The following is a 20,693-nucleotide window of genomic DNA, read 5'->3' as shown; positions in this document are numbered from 1 at the left end:
CGTGAATAGATAAATTTAGAAAAATTGAAATTAAATACTATAAATTATAAAAGAGTTCTAATTTTTCAATAATATATTGACATAAAAAGAAAAATTAACGATAATATAATAGTAAACAGGTATAAATAATATGTATTATTATTTGTAATGATTAGAGTAACACAACAATTAATAATAATGGTATGGTTGACTAGAAAACTAGAGACTAATCTTTCTTAAAATAGTTTAAGAGAGATTAGTCTTTTTACATTGTTTAAATTTTAAGATAAAAAGGCAACTATGTATAAATTAACTATAACAATATTGATAATTATTTTTAAATTTTAAAGAGCAGGGGGTATATCAGTTCCATGAGCAATTTTATAAACAAATTAGTAAATACTAAGATAGACCGAAGAAAATTTCTAAAGGGAAGTGCAGCTGTGGCAGCGGCGGTGGCAGGCTTACCATTAGTAGCTTATGATAATACATTAAAGGAAACAACGCTGGATAAAAAAGATGTAGCTCATATTAATACAGATACTGGGAAATGGGTTGCAGCAGCCTGCTGGCACAATTGTGGAGGAAAATGTTTAGTTAAGGCATTAGTGGTTGAGGGGGTAGTTGTACGCCAAAAAACAGATGATTTAAGAGAGGATACCGATGATAATCCTCAGCAAAGAGCTTGTTTAAGAGGTAGAGCAGAGCAATTTGAGGCACAGGGTGCTGATCGCTTGAAATATCCTATGAAACGTAAACATTGGGAACCCGGTGGAGGGGATAAATCACTTCGTGGAAAAGATGAATGGGAGAGAATTTCATGGAATGAGGCATTAAAATACATAGCAGATGAAATTACACGGGTTAAAAATAAGTATGGAGTGGAATCTATTTTTTCTACAAGTGCTGAGCCTGGCCCTTTACTAAATAAATTAGGTTCTTATGTTTCACATTGGGGGACAAGCTCCTATGGGGCATGGTATGCAATTCCTCATATTTTAGGAGTAGGAGATGGAATTTTAGTACGAGATGCAGTAAATGATAGATTTGATTTGCAAAAGTCAGAGCTTGTTGTGGGTTTTGGTTTAAATCCTGCCTGGTCTGCCATGGGGAATGCAACTCACTTTTACTTAGAAATGAAGAAAAAAGGATGTAAATTTGTAATTATTGATCCCGTATATACAGATACAGCAGCTACTTTAGAGGCAGAGTGGATTCCAATTAGACCTGGAACTGATATGACAATGCAATTGGCACTGGCATATACAATGCTGAAGGAAGATGATCCGGTAACAAATCCATTAATTGATTGGGATTTTCTAAATCGATATACTTATGGTTTTGATGCAGAGCATATGCCTCCAAATGCAGAGGTAAATGAAAATTTTAAAGACTATTTGCTAGGCAGATATGATAATGTTCCTAAGACTCCTGAATGGGCAGAAAAAATTTGTGGTGTACAAGCTGATACAATTCGTAAGTTGGCAAGGCGTATAGGTAAAAATATAAAAGTTGCATTGTTAACTACCTGGGCACCTGCACGTACTCATGACAGCGATTCAATGCCTCAATTATTTATAACACTAGGTGCTATGGGAGGGCATATTGGTAAATCTGGACATGCCACGGGTACCTCCTGCTGGAACAATGCTGCTAATTTTGGAAAGGCATTGGTGGTTGCCGGCAGTGATGGTATGGTATCAAAGGCAAAGACCTATCCGCCTCTTTATCTAAATGATACAGAAGGCTGGAAGGCAATTTCTGATGGAAGTTATAATCCTTCTTCAGTTTTTCCTTCTATTAATGCTAAACCAGCTGACTGGAAAAAAGTAGTATCAAAAGTAGATTTAAAAAAGAAAGTTGAGAGAAAACCAATTAATATTCAGATGATATGGCATAGTGGAAGTGCACTTCTTCAAACACGTGAAGGTATGAAGCAGGGAATAGAGGTACATAGAAAAGTAGAATTTGTGTTAAGCCAGTCATCATTTTTAACTACAAATTCAAAATATGCAGATATCGTTCTTCCTATTACTACCTGGTGGGAACGTGAAGGCAATTTTCCTTCATCTGGATGTAACCGCGATATTATGCTGGTATACAGCAATGTGATAAAGCCAATTTATGAAGCAAAGGATGATGAGTGGGTAAATATTCAGTTGGGTAAATTATTGGATGTGCCAGAAAAAGATATGTACCCAATTAGTCAAAAACAAAGATTTTTTAACAAATTGGCAGGTTCCACTGTAATAAATAAGGAAGGTACAGGTTATGAACCTTTAGTAGAGATTACAGCTAAAGATATAGCAGCGTGGGGATGTGATGGTAAGCCGCAGTCAGGGAGGGTCCCTTTAAATAAATTTTTAGCAGATGGCATTTATCAGGTAGAGAGACATGATGGAGATAATTATGGAAATATTGCCTATGAAAAATTTATAAAGGACCCTGTGAAAAATCCTTTAAATTCTACAACCGGATTGATTGAGATTTATTCCCAGACAAAAGCTGATATTTTATATAGCCAGGGTTATAATGAAGTTTCACCTTTGCCCAAATATGTACCTCCAAGGGATGGCTATGAAAGTACATATTCGGATTTTTGGGATAAGACTAAAGGAAAATATCCTTACCAGTTAATTAATCCTCATTATATTAGACGCTCTCATTCTATTTACGATAATGTTCCATGGCTTAGAGAGGCTTTGAAGCAGCCTGCCTATATTTCAAAAGGGGATGCTGATAAAAAGGGAATTAAAAATGGAGATACTGTTTTAATTACAAGTGCTTACGGTAAAACACTTCGTCATGCTTACGTAACAGAACGTGTTGCTCCTGGTGTTATTGGACTTCCTCATGGTGCTTGGGCAGATGTAGATGAATCTAATGGCATCGATAAAGGAGGAGCAGATAATTATTTATGCGGCAATATTTCTACAGGTGGAGGAGTATCAGGGTGGAATACACAAAATGTGAACTTAGAGAAGTGGACAGGTTCTCCAATACCAGACGATGTAGATGTTCCACAACGAATTATATTTTAAAGAAAGGTGTGAAATAAAATGAGTCAATATGGATTTTATTTTGATATGACAAAATGCATTGGATGTCGTACTTGTCAGATTGCATGTAAGGATAAGAATCGTTTAGAAGTAGGGACTTTATTTCGTAATGTGAAAACATTTGAAACAGGTAGTTTTCCCAATCCAAGTATTTATCATCTTTCTACTACTTGTAATCATTGTAAAAATCCTAAGTGCGCAGAAGGATGCCCAACTGGAGCTATACATAAGGTGGAACAAAATGGTATTGTAGATTATGATCCTGATATGTGTATCGGATGCAAATATTGTATCTGGAATTGTCCTTACGGGGTACCACAATATGTAGAGGATAAAGGAATTATAAACAAATGTGATGCGTGTAAGGATCTGGTAGCTAAGGGGAAAAATCCTGCTTGTGTAGATGCATGCCTTATGCGCTGTATTGAATTCGGTGAATTGGATGATTTAAAGAAAAAATATGGAAAAGATGTAGTTAGTGAACTACCAATTTTACCGGCAGCTTCTATTACAAATCCATCAGTGCTGATTAAGCCAAGAGAGTCTGCATATTCAAAGGATTATGTTGAAAGAGAGGTATAACATATGTCAGAATTAGGATTGTTAATATTTTCTATAGGAATTGAATCATCAGTGGGAATTATATTATTTTTAGCTATTGTTAAATTAAAAAACAAAGATAGTATTAAGAAATTACCTATTATTATAGCAACAGCATTTATAATTATTGGTGTATTTGCATATTGGTTGAATTTGGGTCAACCATTTAAAATGGTGAATACTTTAAAAAATATTAAAACTTCTTGGCTGTCCAGGGCAATTTTATTTTCTGGAATATTGGCAACTTTAAATGTAATAAATGCTATTATTACATTTGTAAGACCCTCCCAAAGGATAACACAGATTATACTTACACTATTGGCAGTAGCCATAGGACTTACTGGATTATCTAAAGAAATTTTATTTTTTGGAATATTAATAGCATTAATTGTAGTAAATGCCATTATAACATTTGTAAAACCTTCCTCAAGGTTGGCACAAAATATATTTATATGGCTATCAGCAGTTATAGGGCTCATAGATATAGCTATCATTGGAAATGTTTATACATTTACGGGTATTCCTTCCCGGAATGGTATAACAACCTTTGTAAATTTTTATACTAGTGTAATTTTAATTGGAGGAATACTATATTATTCCTCTGATTATAGACACCAGACAGAAAAATCTAAAAAACTTATTGGTGCAGCAATACTATTGGCATTAATAGTACAAATTGTAAGTGAAATTCTTTATAGATCCAATTTATCTGCATTAGGAGCAGCAGGATCTGCAAGTGAAAAATTGCTTTATGGAAATGGTATATTAGTTGTATTAAAATATTTGTTTGCAGTTTTTGCAGTTATATTTTTCTTTTGGAAAGGCATTGGAGAAAAAAGATATAATGGAAGAAAGTTGATAAAAGTGGGAAATGAAGCAAAGCTTTTAGCTGTTGCCTTTATAATAGTATCAGCAATCATAAGCAAATACTTATTCTATACAGTATTTATAACTACTAAGATTGGAAGAATTTAATATGATGGATCAAAGAGAAAGTATTGAAATACTTATTGCAAACAGAACCTATTTGTATGGAATATTTCATAATATATTTGGTGCTGAGCCAAGTGAGGAACAATTAAAATTAGTAACCGGTCATACTACTATAAATGCTTTGGAGTTATTGGATGTGGAAGATAATCATGCCATGGTGGATGCGGCAGAATTTTTGAAATCTATTACCTATAAAGTAAATGATAATTTCATTGATAAGCTTAAAACGGAGTATACAAAATTGCTTATTGGACCAGAAAAAATGCCAGCTCCTCCTTGGGAATCTGTGTATATAACAAAAGAACGTATTTTATTCAGGCAAAGCACTTTAGAAGTCCGCAAAATTTATATGCAGCATGGTATTATTCCAAACAGGTATCTTCATGTAGCAGATGATCATATTGCACTTGAATTAGAATTTATTTTTTCTTTAAGTAAGAAAATGCAAAGAGCATTTGAAAATGACAATGTGGAAATAGTAGTTCAACTGTTAAAGGATCAAAAAGATTTCCTGCAGTATCATCTTCAAAGATGGATTCCCGATTTTGCAAATGCAATGCAAAAATCAACTTCCAAATTATATTACCCAGAAATGGCCAATATTCTGAAAGAATTTTTAATCATTGATTATGATATTATTATTGAAATATTAGATAATATAAATTTAGAATCCAATAATAAATAATCGGTTATTGAATAGGTGCAAAAATATTTTTGGGGTATATTTTAGAATTAAAATAGAGGTATAGTAATGTTAAATGATTTATTGACAAATTATTTATTTAATAAATTAATAGATGAAAATCATCCAACTATTGAATATGATAGTTGTATCAATAAACATCAGAGGAAAAAGATATGTACAGCATGTCAGGAGGCTTGCAGTGAGGGAATAATAAAATCTGCAAATTTAAAGAAGGTAGACTGGTATAAATGTATTAATTGTAACAAATGTGTTTCTGTATGTCCATCAAGAACAATACGTTCCTCTTCAAGTATTATGAATAAAATTCTAAGTACCTATGAAATAAAAGGAGAGGAAATTATTTTAGGCTGCAATAAGGAAGAAAACTCTGATGATGTAAAATTACATTGTATAGCTTCCTATCCGTGGGAGATATTGGCTAGCTTAGCTATAGAAAAGCCAGTAATAATTGTTAGAAGAAATTGCAACAGTTGTTCAGAAAAATCTGCTAATGAAGAGTTAATAGAGTTAAATCTAAAACGAGTAAGAGAATTTTTAGGAGAGGAATTATACAGTAAGCGCATTATTATTAATGATAGCAGATCTCCAATGCCGCAGAAACACTTTTCTAGACGAGACATGTTTGCATTTATTTTGAAAAAATCAAAAACTACCATTACTACTTTGCTGCCAGAAGATGCAAGTGCTAAATTAGATGGAATGATTTATAGGAAAGTACTATTAAACAGATTAAAAAATATTGAATATCTAAATATTAAGCAAGGAAAATTTGGATGGTATACACCTGTATTTGGCAGTAGATGCTGGGGATGTGGAATTTGTGAAAAAGTATGCCCTCAAAAAGCAATTCATATTTCTGTAGGAGAAAGGGGCACAGGGATTATAAATCACACTGTGTGGAAATGTGACAGCTGTGGAGTATGTGAAAATGTTTGTATGGATAAGGCGATTGAAGGAATGAAATTAGTATATATTCACAATGTATTTTCTCCAGTGAAAACAAAAATTAAGTCAGCAATTTGTAAAGAGTGTGGTGCACCTGTAAACCCGGAGACAGGAGAAGAGCTCTGTATGGCATGTTGTAGTGAAAGGAAATTGGCCAAATGAATTAATTATGAATATTCATCTAAACTTAGTGGGAATACAAACTCCTACTAAGTTTAGATGAATTGATATGATTATTATATTAGGCTCTTTTTTTCACTAATTTACATGCTAAAATACTAATTTCATAGAGAATTATAATGGGTATAGCCATTGAAATTTGAGAAACTACATCTGGTGGAGTTAATATGGCCGCAATAATAAATATAGCGAATATAACATATTTTCTATACTTTGAAAGCTCATTGGCAGTAATTATACCTAATCGTGTTAAAATAATAATTGCTATTGGCAGTTCAAAGGTTATTCCAAAAGGTAGTAGAAAACTGAATAGAAAATCTACATATTTACTTATGGAAATCATAGGGGTTGCTGAATTACCACTGGTGTAAACAAAAAAATTAATGGATAAATTCAGTACAACTATATAGGCAAATACTACTCCTAAAATGAATAAGAAAATACCTAAAATAAACAAACTGCCAAATATTAACCGTTCTTTTCGGTAAAGAGCTGGCTTTAAGAAAGACCAAACTTGCCAAAAAATAATTGGTGATACTACAATTACACCAGCAATTAAAGAGACCTTAACTTGTGAAGTAAAGGATTCAGACAATCCAGTATAGATAATTTCAATATGCATATCTTTTAAAGGCTTAACAATAAAATCCATTATGTAAGTTACAAAAAAGATAAGAATTATATTAAAAGCAACACCGATGGAAATAGAAATTATTAATAACATTTTACGCAGGTCTTTTAAGTGATCTAATATAGTTTTTGGAGTTCCTAATTCATTGTTATTAAGTTTTCCCTTATAAATCTGGATGTGTTCTTCTAATCTATGCTTTCTCTTTATCATCAGATTCAGCCTTCTTAACTGTTTCTTTGCTATCATCTCTTATCTCTTCTTTAAATTCTTTTATACTTTTCCCAAGAGATTTACCAACGTTACCAAGTTTACCACCACCAAAAAATATTAGTGCAAGAAATAAAAGTAATAAAATCTCTGTTCTTCCAAGTCTCATAAATTTTCCTCCTTATAATATTACTGTAGATTAAACATGTTATTTCAATTTATATTTTTTATTTCATGTTAATTAAGTTTATATTTTAATTCGTATAATCTTTTATAAAAACTATATGAATCAGAAATTGCTAGATTTTTTAAATGCTTTTTCAGTTGATTCCAGTTCTTCTTTTACGTCTTTTATTTCGCTGTGAATATTATTTAAGGGATTCACATTTTTTACTGTCTGTTGAATTTCCCTTTTCACATTACTAATTTCAGTTAATTCTGAATCCAAATTTACAGATTGTTTTACTTCATCTACAATACCACGAAAATACTTCAAGGCTCGGGCAAGTGCTCTGGCAACCTTAGGTAAATCCTCAGGTCCAACTACAAGAAAAGCAATCAATAGAATTAAAATTAATTCACCAAAGCCAATATTAAACATAACAATTTTCCTCCTTCTTTATATGTAACAAAATTACTTCTATCAACAAAAAAATAAATATTAAAGATTAACATTAGAAAACACATTTTAACAGTGATTGAATTTAAATAAAATAAAAAGCTAATCTCCTCTTAAATTGTTCTAAGAAAAAATTAGCCTCTAGTTTTTCTAGTCAACTACAATATTTTTACAACTTTGTTTTAATATATTGCAATAAATTGTATTTACGTAAAGTACCTAATTCAGTTAAATAAATAATTTAAATTGCAATTTATATATTCCATATTATTCTTATTTGTTTAATATATTTATATTATCCTTATTTTTTTGCCTTATGTCAATATGATTGTAAGAAAAATTGGCATTTATCTGAAATTTATTTTATTTAATTACAAATTTACAAAATTTATTTAAAACAATTTTAAATAAATAAAGAATTTACTTAAAATTATATTGACATAATATGAAAAAATAGTGATAATATATATCGTATTAAACACATGAGAATAATATGTTATATTGCTGTGAAATGTTAAAATGTAATTATAGTAATTATTTAGTTGACTAGAAGATACTAGAGGCTAATTTTTTCTAAATTTATTTAAGAAAAATTAGCCTCTTAATATATTTAATTGTATATTAATTTTCACCAGTGAGAACTATTAATATACAAAATAGGGGGCCTTAATATGAATTTTTATAATGTAGTATCTGTAGAGGAAGCAAAGAATATTATAAACTGTAATTTTAAGTTAAATTTAAATACCGAATTAATAGATATTAAAGAATGTAATGGCAGAGTATTATCCAGGGACATTGTATCACCTTTAAACATCCCTGGTTTTAAAAGATCCATGGTAGATGGATATGCTGTTAAGTTTAGAGATCTTCAGGGTGCCAGTGAAAGTATGCCTTCCATGCTTGATTTAAAAGGAGAAGTTAAAATGGGTAGAATGCCTGTTAAATCACTAGAGTTTCCAGGTGAGTGTATGTATATACCAACTGGAGGAATGCTACCGGAAGGCACGGATAGTGTAATTATGATAGAATACATCGATAAAATGGATGATGTTACTGTACTTGCCAATAAGTCTATTTCCTTTGGAGAGAATGTATTGAATGAAGATGAAGATGTAGAACTGGGAGAAACTGTGCTTAAACAGGGAACACTTCTAAAGCCTTACAGCATAAGCATGCTATCAAGTTTGGGAATTACTAGAGTGCCCGTATTTTGCAAACCAAAGGTTGGAATAATTTCCACTGGTGATGAAATTGTATCCCCTGAAAAGCAGCCCCGTCCTGGTGAAATTAGAGATATTAACTCCTATCTCATTTATTCTTCAGTTATTGAAGATAGTGGACAACCTATATTATATGGGGTTATTAAAGATAATTATGAAGCATTATTTACAACTGTGAAAAAAGCTGTAGATGAATGTGATTTAGTGCTTGTATCTGGAGGTAGCTCTGTAGGAAAAAAAGATGAAACTGCAAAAGTCATTGATGAACTTGGAAGCCCTGGAATATTATTTCATGGAATATCTATAAAGCCAGGTAAGCCAACTATACTTGGAAAAATAAAAGATAAACCTATATTTGGACTTCCAGGTCATCCACTTTCTTGTGCTGTGGTTTACAGAATATTAGTTAGATATCTTCTGCATGCAATGATGGGATTTGAAGAGGAGGACTATCCTATTCCATGCAAGTTCAGCATGAATTATCACAAAGCTAAAGGAAGAGAAGAATACCTTCCTGTTACTATTAATAAAGCAGAAGGGGAATATACAGCTGTACCAATTCTGACTAAATCAGCAGCTATCAGTGGATTTACAAAGGCCTGGGGTTACATAAAGATTAATAAAAATGTAGAAGGAATTTATGAAAATGAAAAAGTGTATGTCTATAAATTTCAGAGGTGATTATTATGGTGCAAAAAGTATATCTGTCAAATTATGAATTGAAAGAAGCATTAAGAGAATATTTGGGAAAAATAAAGCATTCATTTTTAAATAGGGAATTATTAAATACAGAAGAATCTTTAGGAAGAGTTACTTCAGAAGCAGTCTATTCAAAAATATCTTCACCCTTCTATAACTGTTCTGCTATGGATGGTATTGCCGTTGAAAGTTTAAAGACTATAGGAGCCTCTGAAAAGAACCCTATTATGCTAGAGGAAGGCAAGGATTATTTAGTGGTAGATACAGGAGATCCAATTTCTAGAGAATATGATTGTGTAATAATGGTTGAGGATACAGTTAAAATAGATAGAGATAAAATTCAAATATATAAAAGTGCAGCACCCTGGCAGCACATAAGACCTCTTGGTGAAGATATAGTTGAAAATCAGCTTATTGTACCTTCTGGTCATGTTATAAGACCAGTAGATATAGGGGCAATGTTAGCTGGAGGAGTAAATACTATTGAAGTTTATAAAAAGCCTTTAATAGGTATTATTCCAACTGGTACAGAACTTGTGGATCCAGGCAGCAATCTTAAGACAGGAGATATAATTGACTTTAATTCAAGAGTATTTAGTGCACAAATTCTTCAATATGGAGGAATACCAAAAAGATATGATATAGTAAAGGATAATTATGAAATTTTAAAAGCTGTTGTAGAAAAAGCTGTTTCAGAATGTGATATAGTCATAATAAATGCAGGTTCTTCTGCCGGTAGAGAAGACTATACCAGTGATGTGATTTCGGACTTAGGAGAAGTCTATATACATGGTGTATCCATAAAGCCAGGTAAACCAGTTGTTATGGGAAAAGTTGAAAATAAGCCAGTGATTGGAATACCTGGATATCCAGTTTCCGCTTATTTTATAATGGATAAGGTTATTAAAGTAATTATAGAAAGATATCAGGAAAAGAAATCTGAAAAAGTGCAAAGGCTAGAGGCTACTCTATCGAGAAGAGTTATGTCTTCCCTAAAGTATTTAGAATTTGTAAGAATGAAGCTTGGATATGTGGGAAATAAGCTCATTGCCACACCACTTTCAAGAGGGGCGGGGGCTACTATGTCTCTTGTAAGGTCAGATGGAATATTGGAAATTCCACAAAATGTAGAGGGCATTGAAGCTGGAACTAAAGTACAGATAGGCCTTATGAAAAATATAGATGAAATTAAAAATACCTTGGTTTGTATAGGTAGCCATGACCCTATATTAGATGTGCTTTCTGATCTGCTTCATGTAAAAAATCCTGACTATTATTTATCATCTGCTCATACAGGAAGTATGGGTGGAATAATGGCACTAAAAAATGGGGAAACCCATATTGCTCCAATTCATCTATTGGACATGGAAAGTGGTGAGTACAATGTGTCTTACATTAATAAATATTTAAAAGATAAGAATATAGCTCTAATAAAGGTGGTAAATAGAATTCAAGGGCTTATGGTTCAAAAGGGTAACCCATTGTCACTTAGAGAAATTTCAGACATATCAAAAGAAGGTATACGTTTTGTAAATAGACAAAGAGGGGCAGGCACAAGATTGCTGTTAGACTATTATTTGAAAAAATTAAATATTTCCCCAAATAATATTAATGGGTATGAAAGAGAAGAATTTACTCATCTGTCTGTAGCCGCAGCAGTAGCCAGTGGAGATGTAGATTGTGGCCTTGGAGTATATTCAGCAGCGGAAATGATGGGCCTTGACTTTATTCCAGTGTGCAATGAAGAATATGATTTTGCAGTACCTGAGGAATATTTGAAAATGGAGACTATTAAAGAATTAATTAATGTTATGAAAAGTGATATATTTCTAAAAGAGTTGGATAGACTTGGAGGCTATGATTATTCAAGTATTGGAAAAATAATAACACATAATGATGAAAAATTAAATTCTGATTATTGTATTGTAAAAAGCCAATAATTAACCTTAAAGGGGGTCGAATAATGGCTAGTATTGTTGCATTAAATATAAGTGAGAAAAAGGGAGATGCAAAACATGCTATTGAAAAGGGATATTTTAAAGTTGATTATGGCTTATTGGGAGATGTTCATGCTGGAAGTGGGCCTAGGCAGGTAAGTTTACTTGGACAAGAGAGTATAGATAAGATGAAGGAATTAAAATTAAAGGGATTTTGCAATGTTAAATTTGTGCAGAATCTCACTAGTGAAGGAGTAGTTTTTGATGAACTTTCTGTGGGGAAAAATCTTAAGATTGGAGAAGTTATCTTAGAAATTACTCAGATAGGAAAGGAATGCTATAAGGGATGTAAAATAAGAGATTTAGCAGGCACTTGTACTATGTCAAAAGAAGTTATATTTGCCAGAGTATTAAGGAATGGGTGGATAAAATCAGGGGATGAAATTCAATTGCTATGATAGAACATTACTGACAATAATTCATGTGAAAATGGTAAGTCAAAGATTTAAAATAGATTAATATACTGAACAGGCTTTTATTTGAAGAGGCCTAAAGTTTAAATATAAAGAAGACTTTATGTGAAAGAAGATAAGGGTGTACCACAAAGTAGTTTTATACATTGTGATACACCCTATACCATTTTAACCTGACTAACTTGCCGTAAGTCCCCACTTCTTCAAGTGGGAGTTCAACGCCAAGTAAGCCATGCATTCGCAGTTCTAAAATTCAGATGGGGTAAAAGAATCCCCACCTGAATTAAGAACTTGCTTCAATCAGCTTTACTTAGCTTTATTCAATGCATTTTGAGCTGCATCTATAAGGCCTTTACTGCTGTAAGTTGCGCCAGATACAGTATCAATTGAATTTGCTGATTGAGCTAAAATTATTTTATTGGGTATAGTATTTTCCACGTTTTTATAAAAGTCTGGAGTATCCTCAGTTGAGACGGTTTTAATAGTATCAATTTTGCCATCTTTTATAGTAACAGAAACTTTTGTTGTACCGCCATTAAAGCCTATACCTGTTCCCGTGTAATCTCCATCTTTATATTTGATTCCTTGTGAAACATTACTGGAGATTGCTGCATTTGAAGAAGCTAATCCCTTCTGAATTGAGATTGAATTTCCAAAATTAGTAAAACCATATATACCAGCAAAAATAGCTACTACAAAAGAACTTGCTGTTGCTGAATTAACTTCTGTATTCAGTATATTTACGTGAGGGTTTCTTCTATGGCAGGTTTCTACACACCTTAAGCAATTTATACATTCACCTCCACGAACACTATTTACACTGTAAAGTTTTAAGCCCATTGAACAATTATTTGTACATATTCTACAATCGCCGCATTTCTCAGTTGGTTTATTAATTTTTAATATGCTTATTTTAGAGATTAAAGAAAACACAGCACCTAGAGGACATAAATATCTGCAAAAAAATCTTTCAATAAAAATATCTCCTATGAGTATTAAAATTAAAAGTATAAAGCCTATAGCTAGAGTGGACAACACAGTGGAAAAATTAGTTATCTGTGCAAAGGCATCCCAGGGACTTGCACCATTTAAAATATTATTCCCACCACTAAATGTAAAGATTAGAATTAGAATTAATATTCCATATTTTACATACTTTAGTATGGAATCAAGTTTTTCATTGATTTTAAAATTAATTTTAAATATTTTTTTTGAAGCCATGTGGGCCCAATCATTAAAGCTGCCAAAGGCACAAAACCATCCACAGAAAAATCTTCCCATTAAAATAGTAAAAATAATTGCCACTGTAAATTCCATTAAACCTGGAAGAGCCTGAATAAAATTAAAATTTCCTCTAATAATCATTTGAAAAATTGATTTTAATTCACTAAAGGCCAATATGTATATACCGGGTAAAAGAAAAAATAAGATTAATTGCATGATATGCCTGAAAATTTGTATTTCCTTTATTTTTTTTGACATGATTACAACTCCTTTTAAAATAATTTTGAAATATCAATTATGTTTAACTGTTACAAAATTTTGTAAACATTAATTTCTAATTAATTTAAACAATATAAAAAGGCTAATTTTTCTCAAATTGTTTTGAGAAAAATTAGCCTCTAGTATTTCTAGTCAACCATAATTACATAATTTTATTTTAATATTCCATATAGGCATTTTAAAATAAATAACCAGTTATTATACTGGTACATTTTGTATATTATGCCTTATTATTATTTTATTAATATATTTATATTATCATTATTTTTTTATTTTATGTCAATACGATTATAAAAAAAGTTAGCATTTACTTAAAATTTATATTAAAGTTTATAGATTTTGAAAATATATAAACTATATATGATATTTCACAATAGATTATATATTGATTTTAGACTAGTAAAAATAGAATATTAGCTTCTTACGTTTATTGACTTTAACTAAACAATTCACTTAAAGTATAATAGAGGGTTTTTTATGTAATGAATTTTAAAATTCATTATACTGGGTATAGCAATTTAAAAATAAAAGGGGAGATTTTATGGTAACAGATATTAATGAGGACACAATAAAAGTAGTGAAAAATCCGGTATTTAAAGAATATGCATCCTTTTATCTGGATATTTCAAAGAATTTTATTGAGCAGATTGAACAATACGGAATTTCTTTTGATAAAAACCCAGATACAAACATAGAGACAAAAGAAGTATTAAATCGCATAAAACAAAAACAAGCCATTTTTCGCAATGATGATAAAAGTATTTATAATAATTTTATATCTCCTGCATGTGAGGCGTGTGCTAAAGGCATTGGAAGTGTAACCACATATATTTCCTTAATGTGCCATAGAGATTGCTATTATTGTTTTAATGAAAATCAGGAAGATTATGAATTATTTAATAATAGTAAAACAGACTGGAAATCACAATTAAAAGATATAATGAGGAAAGAAAAAGATATTAATTATATAGCTCTTTCCGGAGGTGAACCACTTTTACATAAAGAAGATACTTTTCAGTATTTTAAGTATATTAAAAATCATATGAAGAATGTACATACAAGATTATATACATCCGGTGATTTATTGGATGAAAAACTTGCTAAAAAATTGGGTGAATCAGGATTAAAAGAAATACGTTTCAGTATTAAATTAGAAGATAGTTTAGAATTACATAAAACAGTATTAAAAAAAATAGCTCTTGCCCGTCAGTACATACCTAAAGTAGTTGTGGAAATGCCTGTTATTCCGGGAACCTTTGAAGAAATGAAGCAATTAATATTTGATTTAGAAAAATTAAAAGTAGATGGAATCAACCTTTTAGAGTTTTGCTTCCCCTACAACAATGTAGAAGAATATGTAAAGAGAGGATTTAAGCTAAAATATCCACCCTTCAAAGTACTTTATAATTACTGGTATTCTGGTGGTTTGGCTGTATGTGGAAGTGAACTTCTAAGTTTGAAATTGCTAGAATTTATATTGGACAACGATTTAAAATTAGGTGCACACTACTGTTCACTGGAAAATAAACATACTGGTCAGATATATAAGCAGAATACAATTTCTAAAGCCACATGGAAAAATGTAATTTTTTCAAATAGGGATTACTATTTAAAGACGGCTAAGGTATTTGGAAAAGATATTTCAAAGGCAATTTCAGTATTTAATAAAAATGGAATAGAAGATTATGAAGAAAATAAAGACTATGGTTTTCTTCAATTTACACCAGAGAAAATTAAATATTTAATAGATACTGAAATAGAAGTGGCCATTTCCTACAATGTTACAGAGGAAAGAGATAATATGACCTATTTACGGGAATTAAAGGTTGAGTATACAACGCCAGAAACATTTAGTTTAAAGGATATATAAATTTCAATTTTTTATTAAATTTGTTAAAGTGATTTTTAAGTAAATATTGGATTTACTCAAAATGATATTGACATAATATGATAAAATAGTGATAATATATATCATACTAAATATATAAGAATAATATAATAAGAACAATGAAATTAAATTTTAATATTATAGTTGACTAGAAAACTAGAGACTAATTTTTCTTAAAGTGCTTTAAGAGGAATTAGTCTTTTTATGTGTTTTAAATTTGAATATAATGGTTATATTTCATCAAATTGTAAAGCTTAAATAACAAAGATGAGAAGAAGGACGTGAATTTATGTCAAAGATACTTTTTTTAAATATTTCAGCCTATGGTCATGTTAATCCAACATTAGGATTGGTAAATGAATTAGTGAACCAGGGAAATGAAGTTATATATTTTTCTTCAGAAGAATTTAAAGAGAAAATTGAAAGTGCAGGTGCTGTATTTAAAACTTACAATGGAGAATCAAATCCTTTAAAAATGCATCATAATAAGGGTAAAGAAACTGGAATCAATAAATTGATGAATTTTGTGGAGAAAATCCTTAATTCCAGCAATGAGATTATAAGTGACATTTTATATCAGACTAAAGGTATAAAGTTTGATTATATAGTTTATGATTCTGTAATACCCATAGGAAATGTTATTAGGCAAATATTGGATGCTCCATCCGTTTCTTATTTTGCCGTATTTATTACTCCAAAAGAACGTATGGAGGGTAAGCCTTATTGCATTGAAGATTTGATAAAAGATCATCCAATTACTCACACCTATAAAAAAATATCAAAGGACTTAAAAGAAATTTATAACCCAGAATTACCAAATGAAATAAGTGAATTGTTTTTTAATAAAGGTGATATAAATATTGCTTATACTTCCAGATATTTTGTTTCACATATTGAGTATTATGATGATAGTTTTAAATTCATAGGTCCACCAATATATGATAGAAAAGAAAATTTAGATTTTCCATTTGAAAAGTTACATGGAAAAAAGGTTATATATATTTCTTTAGGAACTGTATTTAACAATATGGATATTAAGCTCTATGATATATTCTTAAAAGTTTTGAAGATAGTGATGCTGTAATAGTTATGACTGCATACAATATAGATATCTCTAAGTTTGACATACCTGAAAATTTTATAGTTAAAAATTATGTTCCACAATCGCAGATTTTAAAATATGCAGATGTGGCCGTAACACATGCAGGAATGAATAGTATTAGTGACTTACTTTATAATAATGTACCCTTTGTGGCAATACCTATAGGAGGGGATCAACCTTATATGGCAAAAAGGGCATCAGAACTTGGCGCAGCTATTTCTCTTGATAAGGACAAACTCACTCCAGAAATCTTAAAAACTTCTATTGAAAAAGTTTTAATAGATTCAAATTATGTTGAAAATATTAAAAAGATAAGTAATTCCTTTAAGGAATCTGGCGGCTATGAGAAAGCAGTTGAAGTAATCTTTAAATAACAAAGAAAGATTTTGGTTAGTTGCAATAACTGAAAGAAAGCAGCAATATATTTCCTAAATCAAATACATTTTTTACTGCGAAAATTATAATAACAAATAGTAAAGCAATTGGAAAGTTGCAAGCAATAGGACAAAACATTGACAAGATACAGCTATTTATATAATCTATAAATATAATAGTAGTTATTTGATATTTGATTGGAGATAAAGATATGAGGAAATGTATGGATGTTCCAAAAGTACAAGCAAGATTAAAAAGAATTGAAGGGCAGGTACGAGGAATTTCTGAAATGGTGGATAAGGATGTTCCCTGCGAAGATATTTTAGTACAGATCAATGCTGCAAAATCTGCATTGCATAAAGTTGGACAAATAATTTTAGAGGGACATTTACAGCATTGTGTCCGAGAGGGAATTGAACATGGTGATGCAGAAAAGACTATTGCAGAATTTGCAAAGGCAGTAGAACATTTTTCTCGTATGGGATAAACAAAATTGAAATCTCCTCGTACCGATGGTACTATAGATAGCTAGCACATTAGATTAAATAAAATAGTTCCGTAAATATAGTTTGTAATAAATTGTAAATTACCTTTAGTGATATTTTTCGCTAAGGGTTTTGTTTTTTTAGACAAGTATTGACAAGTACCATAATTCAATATACCATATAGGGGTATAAGGTATATTGAGTTATTAAAGGAGGAATACATATAATGAAAAAATGGATATTAGACAAAGAAAAACGTGAAATTATATTTATCATACTGTCAGCATTATCTCTTGTAATAAGCTTTTTTAATATTTTTCAGGATAGATTACCCTTTAATATAGCTTGGGTTTCTATTATACTTTGTGGCATTCCTATTATAAAAGGAGCTGTAGAAGGATTAATTACTGAATTTGATATAAAGGCTGACGTCTTAGTTTCCATAGCTCTAATTGCATCAGTACTTATAGGTGAAACATTTGCTGCTGGTGAAGTGGCAATAATTATGACTATTGGAGCTTTATTGGAAGAAAGAACTGTTGCAAAAGCTCGTGAGGGAATTGAAAAATTAGTGAATCTTACTCCAGGAACTGCAAGAATTATTAGAAGTGGAGTAGAAAATATAATTCCATCTGATGAGGTGAAAATTGGTGACACTTTACGTGTTCTTGCAGGAGAAAGTATTGCTGTAGATGGAGTAATTGTAAGTGGACAAACTTCCATTAATCAGGCAGTAATGACAGGTGAGTCTTTACCTGTAGATAAAAGTGTTAATGATGAGGTTTTCAGTGGAACTGTAAATCAATTTGGCACTTTTGAGATGAAAGCTACAAAGGTTGATTCAGATAGTTTAATGCAAAGAATGGTTAGACTTGTAGAATCAGCTGATGCCAGCAAAGCAAAGATTGTTGGCATAGCTGACAGATGGGCTACCCGGATTGTAGTTATTGCATTGACTTCTGCCATTTTAACATGGCTTTTTACAGGCGAAATCATAAGGTCTGTAACCATATTAGTTGTATTTTGTCCCTGTGCACTTGTGCTGGCAACACCTACTGCTATTATGGCTGCTATAGGTAATGTCACAAAGTATGGTATTCTTGTTCGTCAGGGAGATGCATTGGAAAGGCTTGCTAAAGTAAAATATATTGCATTTGATAAAACAGGTACACTTACTTACGGTAAACCTGTAGTTGCAGCCATAGAGAGTTTTGATGAAAATGTATCATCTGAAAAGATGTTATTATTGGCAGTATCAGCAGAGATGCGTTCAGAGCATCCTCTTGGAAAAGCAATTGTGGAGCATTTTAAATCTATTTCAGATATACTGCCAAAAGAAGCAAAAGATTTTAAGATGACTGCAGGTCGTGGTGTTAGTGCAATAGTAGATGATAATTTTATTGTTGCTGGCAATAATAGAATGTTATCTGAAAAATCTATTTCTATATCCGATAACATATCCCATAAAGCCAATACATATATAAATGAAGGATGTACTATTATATATATTGCTATAAATAATAATTCTATAGGATTTATAGCTCTTTCTGATGAGATACGTGCAGGTGCCGCAAAAATGATAAAAAATATTCAGAAAATAGGTGTTAACAGTGTACTATTAACCGGGGATAATAATAGGGCTGCTTCACATATTGCTAGTGCTGTTGGCATATCAGATGTGAAAACAGATTGTTTGCCAGAGGATAAAATGTCTGCAGTTGACCAATATCAGAATAGAGATGAACTGGTTTGTATGGTGGGAGATGGAATTAATGATGCTCCTGCATTAAAAAAAGCATATGTTGGTGTTGCAATGGGGGGCATTGGAAGCGATATTGCTGTGGATGCAGCAGATATTGCACTTGTAAATGATGACATAAATTGTATTCCACATTTATTAAGCTTATCAAAAAAGACAATGAAAACTATCAAGTTGAATTTAATACTTTCCATGGGGCTTAATTTTATAGCTATAATATTAGCTATAACAGGTATCTTAAATCCTATTGTAGGTGCGCTGGTACATAATGTTGGATCAGTTGCAGTTATTATAAATTCATCTTTGTTATTAAAATGGAAAGGGCAGGAGATTTAAATAATAAGATTAGTATAATTACAGAATATAATGTATAATCAATCATATAGACAACTGGAAATTAGTCGATAATATAAATTAGATTAGATCTACCTATAATTAGTTTATGTAAGTAATTGAAAAATTGATATTTATTAGAAAAAATCATACAGATTTTCATAGGTTATCTTTTAAAGGAGACGTGAATAATGAAGATTTTCGTAGATACGGCAAATGTTGACGAGATAAGAAAGGCCAGTGAATTAGGGGTAATATGTGGGGTAACAACAAATCCCTCTCTTATAGCAAAAGAAGGAAGAGACTTTAATGAAGTAATAAAGGAAATAACTGAAATAGTGGATGGCCCAATAAGTGGAGAAGTTATTTCAATGGAATGTGAGAGTATGGTAAAAGAAGCTCGTGAAATAGCTAAAATTCATAAGAATATGATAGTAAAGATTCCAATGTGTGAAGAAGGATTAAAAGCTGTAAAAATTTTACATAAAGAGGGCATAAAAACAAATGTTACACTGATTTTTTCTGCACTGCAGGCATTGCTTGCAGCAAGAGCCGGAGCCAGTTATGTAAGCCCATTTTTAGGAAGGCTGGATGACATAGGAAGCAAGGGTATCCAATTAATTGAAGATATCTCAGAAATATTTAAGCTTCATAATATAGATGCAGAAATTATTTCAGCCAGTATAAGACATCCAATGCATGTGTTAGAGTGTGCTAAGGCGGGATCTAATATAGCCACAATACCATATAAAGTAATAATTCAAATGATAAAACATCCGCTTACAGACGCAGGAATAGAAAAATTTTTAAAAGATTATGAAGGTATGGAAAAGTAGAATTACCTATTATCATATTATACCTATATTTTTGTATTGCATTAGGTAAATAAGATTTTTCAAGTATATATTTTTTATATTAAAAGTTATTATTGAATACTGCTATGGTATTCAATAATAACTACAATTTTCTTTTTTTATTTTTATAAATTTTAAAGTGA

The 20,693-nt window shown here is 31.0% G+C and carries 16 protein-coding genes and 1 pseudogene; 13 read left to right on the top strand and 4 right to left on the bottom strand.

What is annotated here, in order from left to right; translation table 11 throughout:
- The first annotated feature begins 350 nt into the window (after positions 1-350).
- The 5 genes from ABF633_RS02515 (at position 351) to ABF633_RS02495 (ending at position 6,444) form a co-directional block, all read left to right on the top strand.
- Entirely contained in the window at positions 351-3,020 is a 2,670-nt protein-coding gene (locus ABF633_RS02515) for a molybdopterin-dependent oxidoreductase (protein ID WP_415521697.1), read from the top strand.
- An 18-nt stretch (positions 3,021-3,038) separates the two neighbouring features.
- The gene (locus ABF633_RS02510) at positions 3,039-3,620 is read left to right on the top strand and encodes a DMSO/selenate family reductase complex B subunit (RefSeq protein WP_415521695.1); all 582 of its coding nucleotides are present in this window, start codon (positions 3,039-3,041) and stop codon (positions 3,618-3,620) included.
- Between the two features lie 3 nt (positions 3,621-3,623).
- Positions 3,624-4,613 carry a DmsC/YnfH family molybdoenzyme membrane anchor subunit gene (locus tag ABF633_RS02505; RefSeq protein ID WP_415521693.1) on the top strand — a complete coding sequence of 330 codons (990 nt, stop codon included), beginning with the start codon at positions 3,624-3,626 and terminating at the stop codon, positions 4,611-4,613.
- Position 4,614: 1 nt separating this feature from the next.
- Positions 4,615-5,316, top strand: coding sequence for a TorD/DmsD family molecular chaperone (locus tag ABF633_RS02500; RefSeq protein ID WP_415521691.1), 702 nt, complete (start codon positions 4,615-4,617; stop codon positions 5,314-5,316).
- Positions 5,317-5,382: 66 nt separating this feature from the next.
- The gene (locus ABF633_RS02495; RefSeq protein ID WP_415521689.1) at positions 5,383-6,444 is read left to right on the top strand and encodes a 4Fe-4S dicluster domain-containing protein; all 1,062 of its coding nucleotides are present in this window, start codon (positions 5,383-5,385) and stop codon (positions 6,442-6,444) included.
- Between the two features lie 79 nt (positions 6,445-6,523).
- On the opposite strand, the gene tatC is transcribed toward ABF633_RS02495, so the two are convergent.
- The 3 genes from tatC to tatB form a co-directional block, all read right to left on the bottom strand.
- On the bottom strand, positions 6,524-7,303 hold the full coding sequence (tatC, locus tag ABF633_RS02490) for a twin-arginine translocase subunit TatC (RefSeq protein ID WP_415521687.1): 780 nt from the start codon (positions 7,301-7,303) through the stop codon (positions 6,524-6,526).
- Positions 7,284-7,469: a twin-arginine translocase TatA/TatE family subunit gene (locus ABF633_RS02485; protein ID WP_415521685.1), complete on the bottom strand. Its 186-nt coding sequence runs from the start codon at positions 7,467-7,469 to the stop codon at positions 7,284-7,286. Before ABF633_RS02485 ends, tatC begins: the two co-directional genes overlap by 20 nt.
- Before the next feature lie 120 nt (positions 7,470-7,589).
- Positions 7,590-7,901 carry a Sec-independent protein translocase protein TatB gene (gene tatB / locus ABF633_RS02480; protein ID WP_415521683.1) on the bottom strand — a complete coding sequence of 104 codons (312 nt, stop codon included), beginning with the start codon at positions 7,899-7,901 and terminating at the stop codon, positions 7,590-7,592.
- A 689-nt stretch (positions 7,902-8,590) separates the two neighbouring features.
- Between tatB and ABF633_RS02475 the strand changes: the two genes are divergently transcribed.
- Genes ABF633_RS02475 through ABF633_RS02465 form a run of 3 tightly spaced genes read left to right on the top strand, consistent with a single transcriptional unit; the run spans position 8,591 to position 12,236 of the window.
- Complete coding sequence (locus tag ABF633_RS02475; protein WP_415521681.1) at positions 8,591-9,823, top strand: molybdopterin molybdotransferase MoeA; 1,233 nt, start codon at positions 8,591-8,593, stop codon at positions 9,821-9,823.
- A gap of 5 nt (positions 9,824-9,828) precedes the next feature.
- The gene (locus tag ABF633_RS02470; RefSeq protein WP_415521679.1) at positions 9,829-11,781 is read left to right on the top strand and encodes a molybdopterin biosynthesis protein; all 1,953 of its coding nucleotides are present in this window, start codon (positions 9,829-9,831) and stop codon (positions 11,779-11,781) included.
- A gap of 23 nt (positions 11,782-11,804) precedes the next feature.
- Positions 11,805-12,236 (top strand): MOSC domain-containing protein, encoded by a 432-nt coding sequence (locus ABF633_RS02465; protein WP_415521677.1) that lies wholly within the window; start codon positions 11,805-11,807, stop codon positions 12,234-12,236.
- 321 nt (positions 12,237-12,557) lie between these two features.
- Here the strand turns inward: ABF633_RS02465 and ABF633_RS02460 are convergent, their stop codons facing one another.
- Complete coding sequence (locus ABF633_RS02460) at positions 12,558-13,733, bottom strand: 4Fe-4S binding protein (RefSeq protein ID WP_415521675.1); 1,176 nt, start codon at positions 13,731-13,733, stop codon at positions 12,558-12,560.
- A gap of 562 nt (positions 13,734-14,295) precedes the next feature.
- Between ABF633_RS02460 and ABF633_RS02455 the strand changes: the two genes are divergently transcribed.
- The 5 genes and pseudogenes from ABF633_RS02455 (at position 14,296) to fsa (ending at position 20,532) form a co-directional block, all read left to right on the top strand.
- On the top strand, positions 14,296-15,624 hold the full coding sequence (locus ABF633_RS02455) for a radical SAM protein (RefSeq protein ID WP_415521673.1): 1,329 nt from the start codon (positions 14,296-14,298) through the stop codon (positions 15,622-15,624).
- Positions 15,625-15,931: 307 nt separating this feature from the next.
- A pseudogene (locus tag ABF633_RS02450) lies at positions 15,932-17,118 on the top strand (macrolide family glycosyltransferase).
- 212 nt (positions 17,119-17,330) lie between these two features.
- The gene (locus ABF633_RS02445) at positions 17,331-17,606 is read left to right on the top strand and encodes a metal-sensing transcriptional repressor (RefSeq protein WP_415521671.1); all 276 of its coding nucleotides are present in this window, start codon (positions 17,331-17,333) and stop codon (positions 17,604-17,606) included.
- Between the two features lie 224 nt (positions 17,607-17,830).
- Complete coding sequence (locus tag ABF633_RS02440; protein ID WP_415521669.1) at positions 17,831-19,699, top strand: heavy metal translocating P-type ATPase; 1,869 nt, start codon at positions 17,831-17,833, stop codon at positions 19,697-19,699.
- Positions 19,700-19,887: 188 nt separating this feature from the next.
- Positions 19,888-20,532, top strand: a complete 645-nt coding sequence (gene fsa / locus ABF633_RS02435) for a fructose-6-phosphate aldolase (protein ID WP_415521667.1) — start codon at positions 19,888-19,890, stop codon at positions 20,530-20,532.
- Positions 20,533-20,693: the final 161 nt, after the last annotated feature.

The organism is Clostridium sp. (assembly GCF_047718555.1).
Lineage (GTDB): Bacteria > Bacillota > Clostridia > Clostridiales > Clostridiaceae > Clostridium_I.
This window is presented reverse-complemented; position numbering and strand designations above follow the sequence as displayed.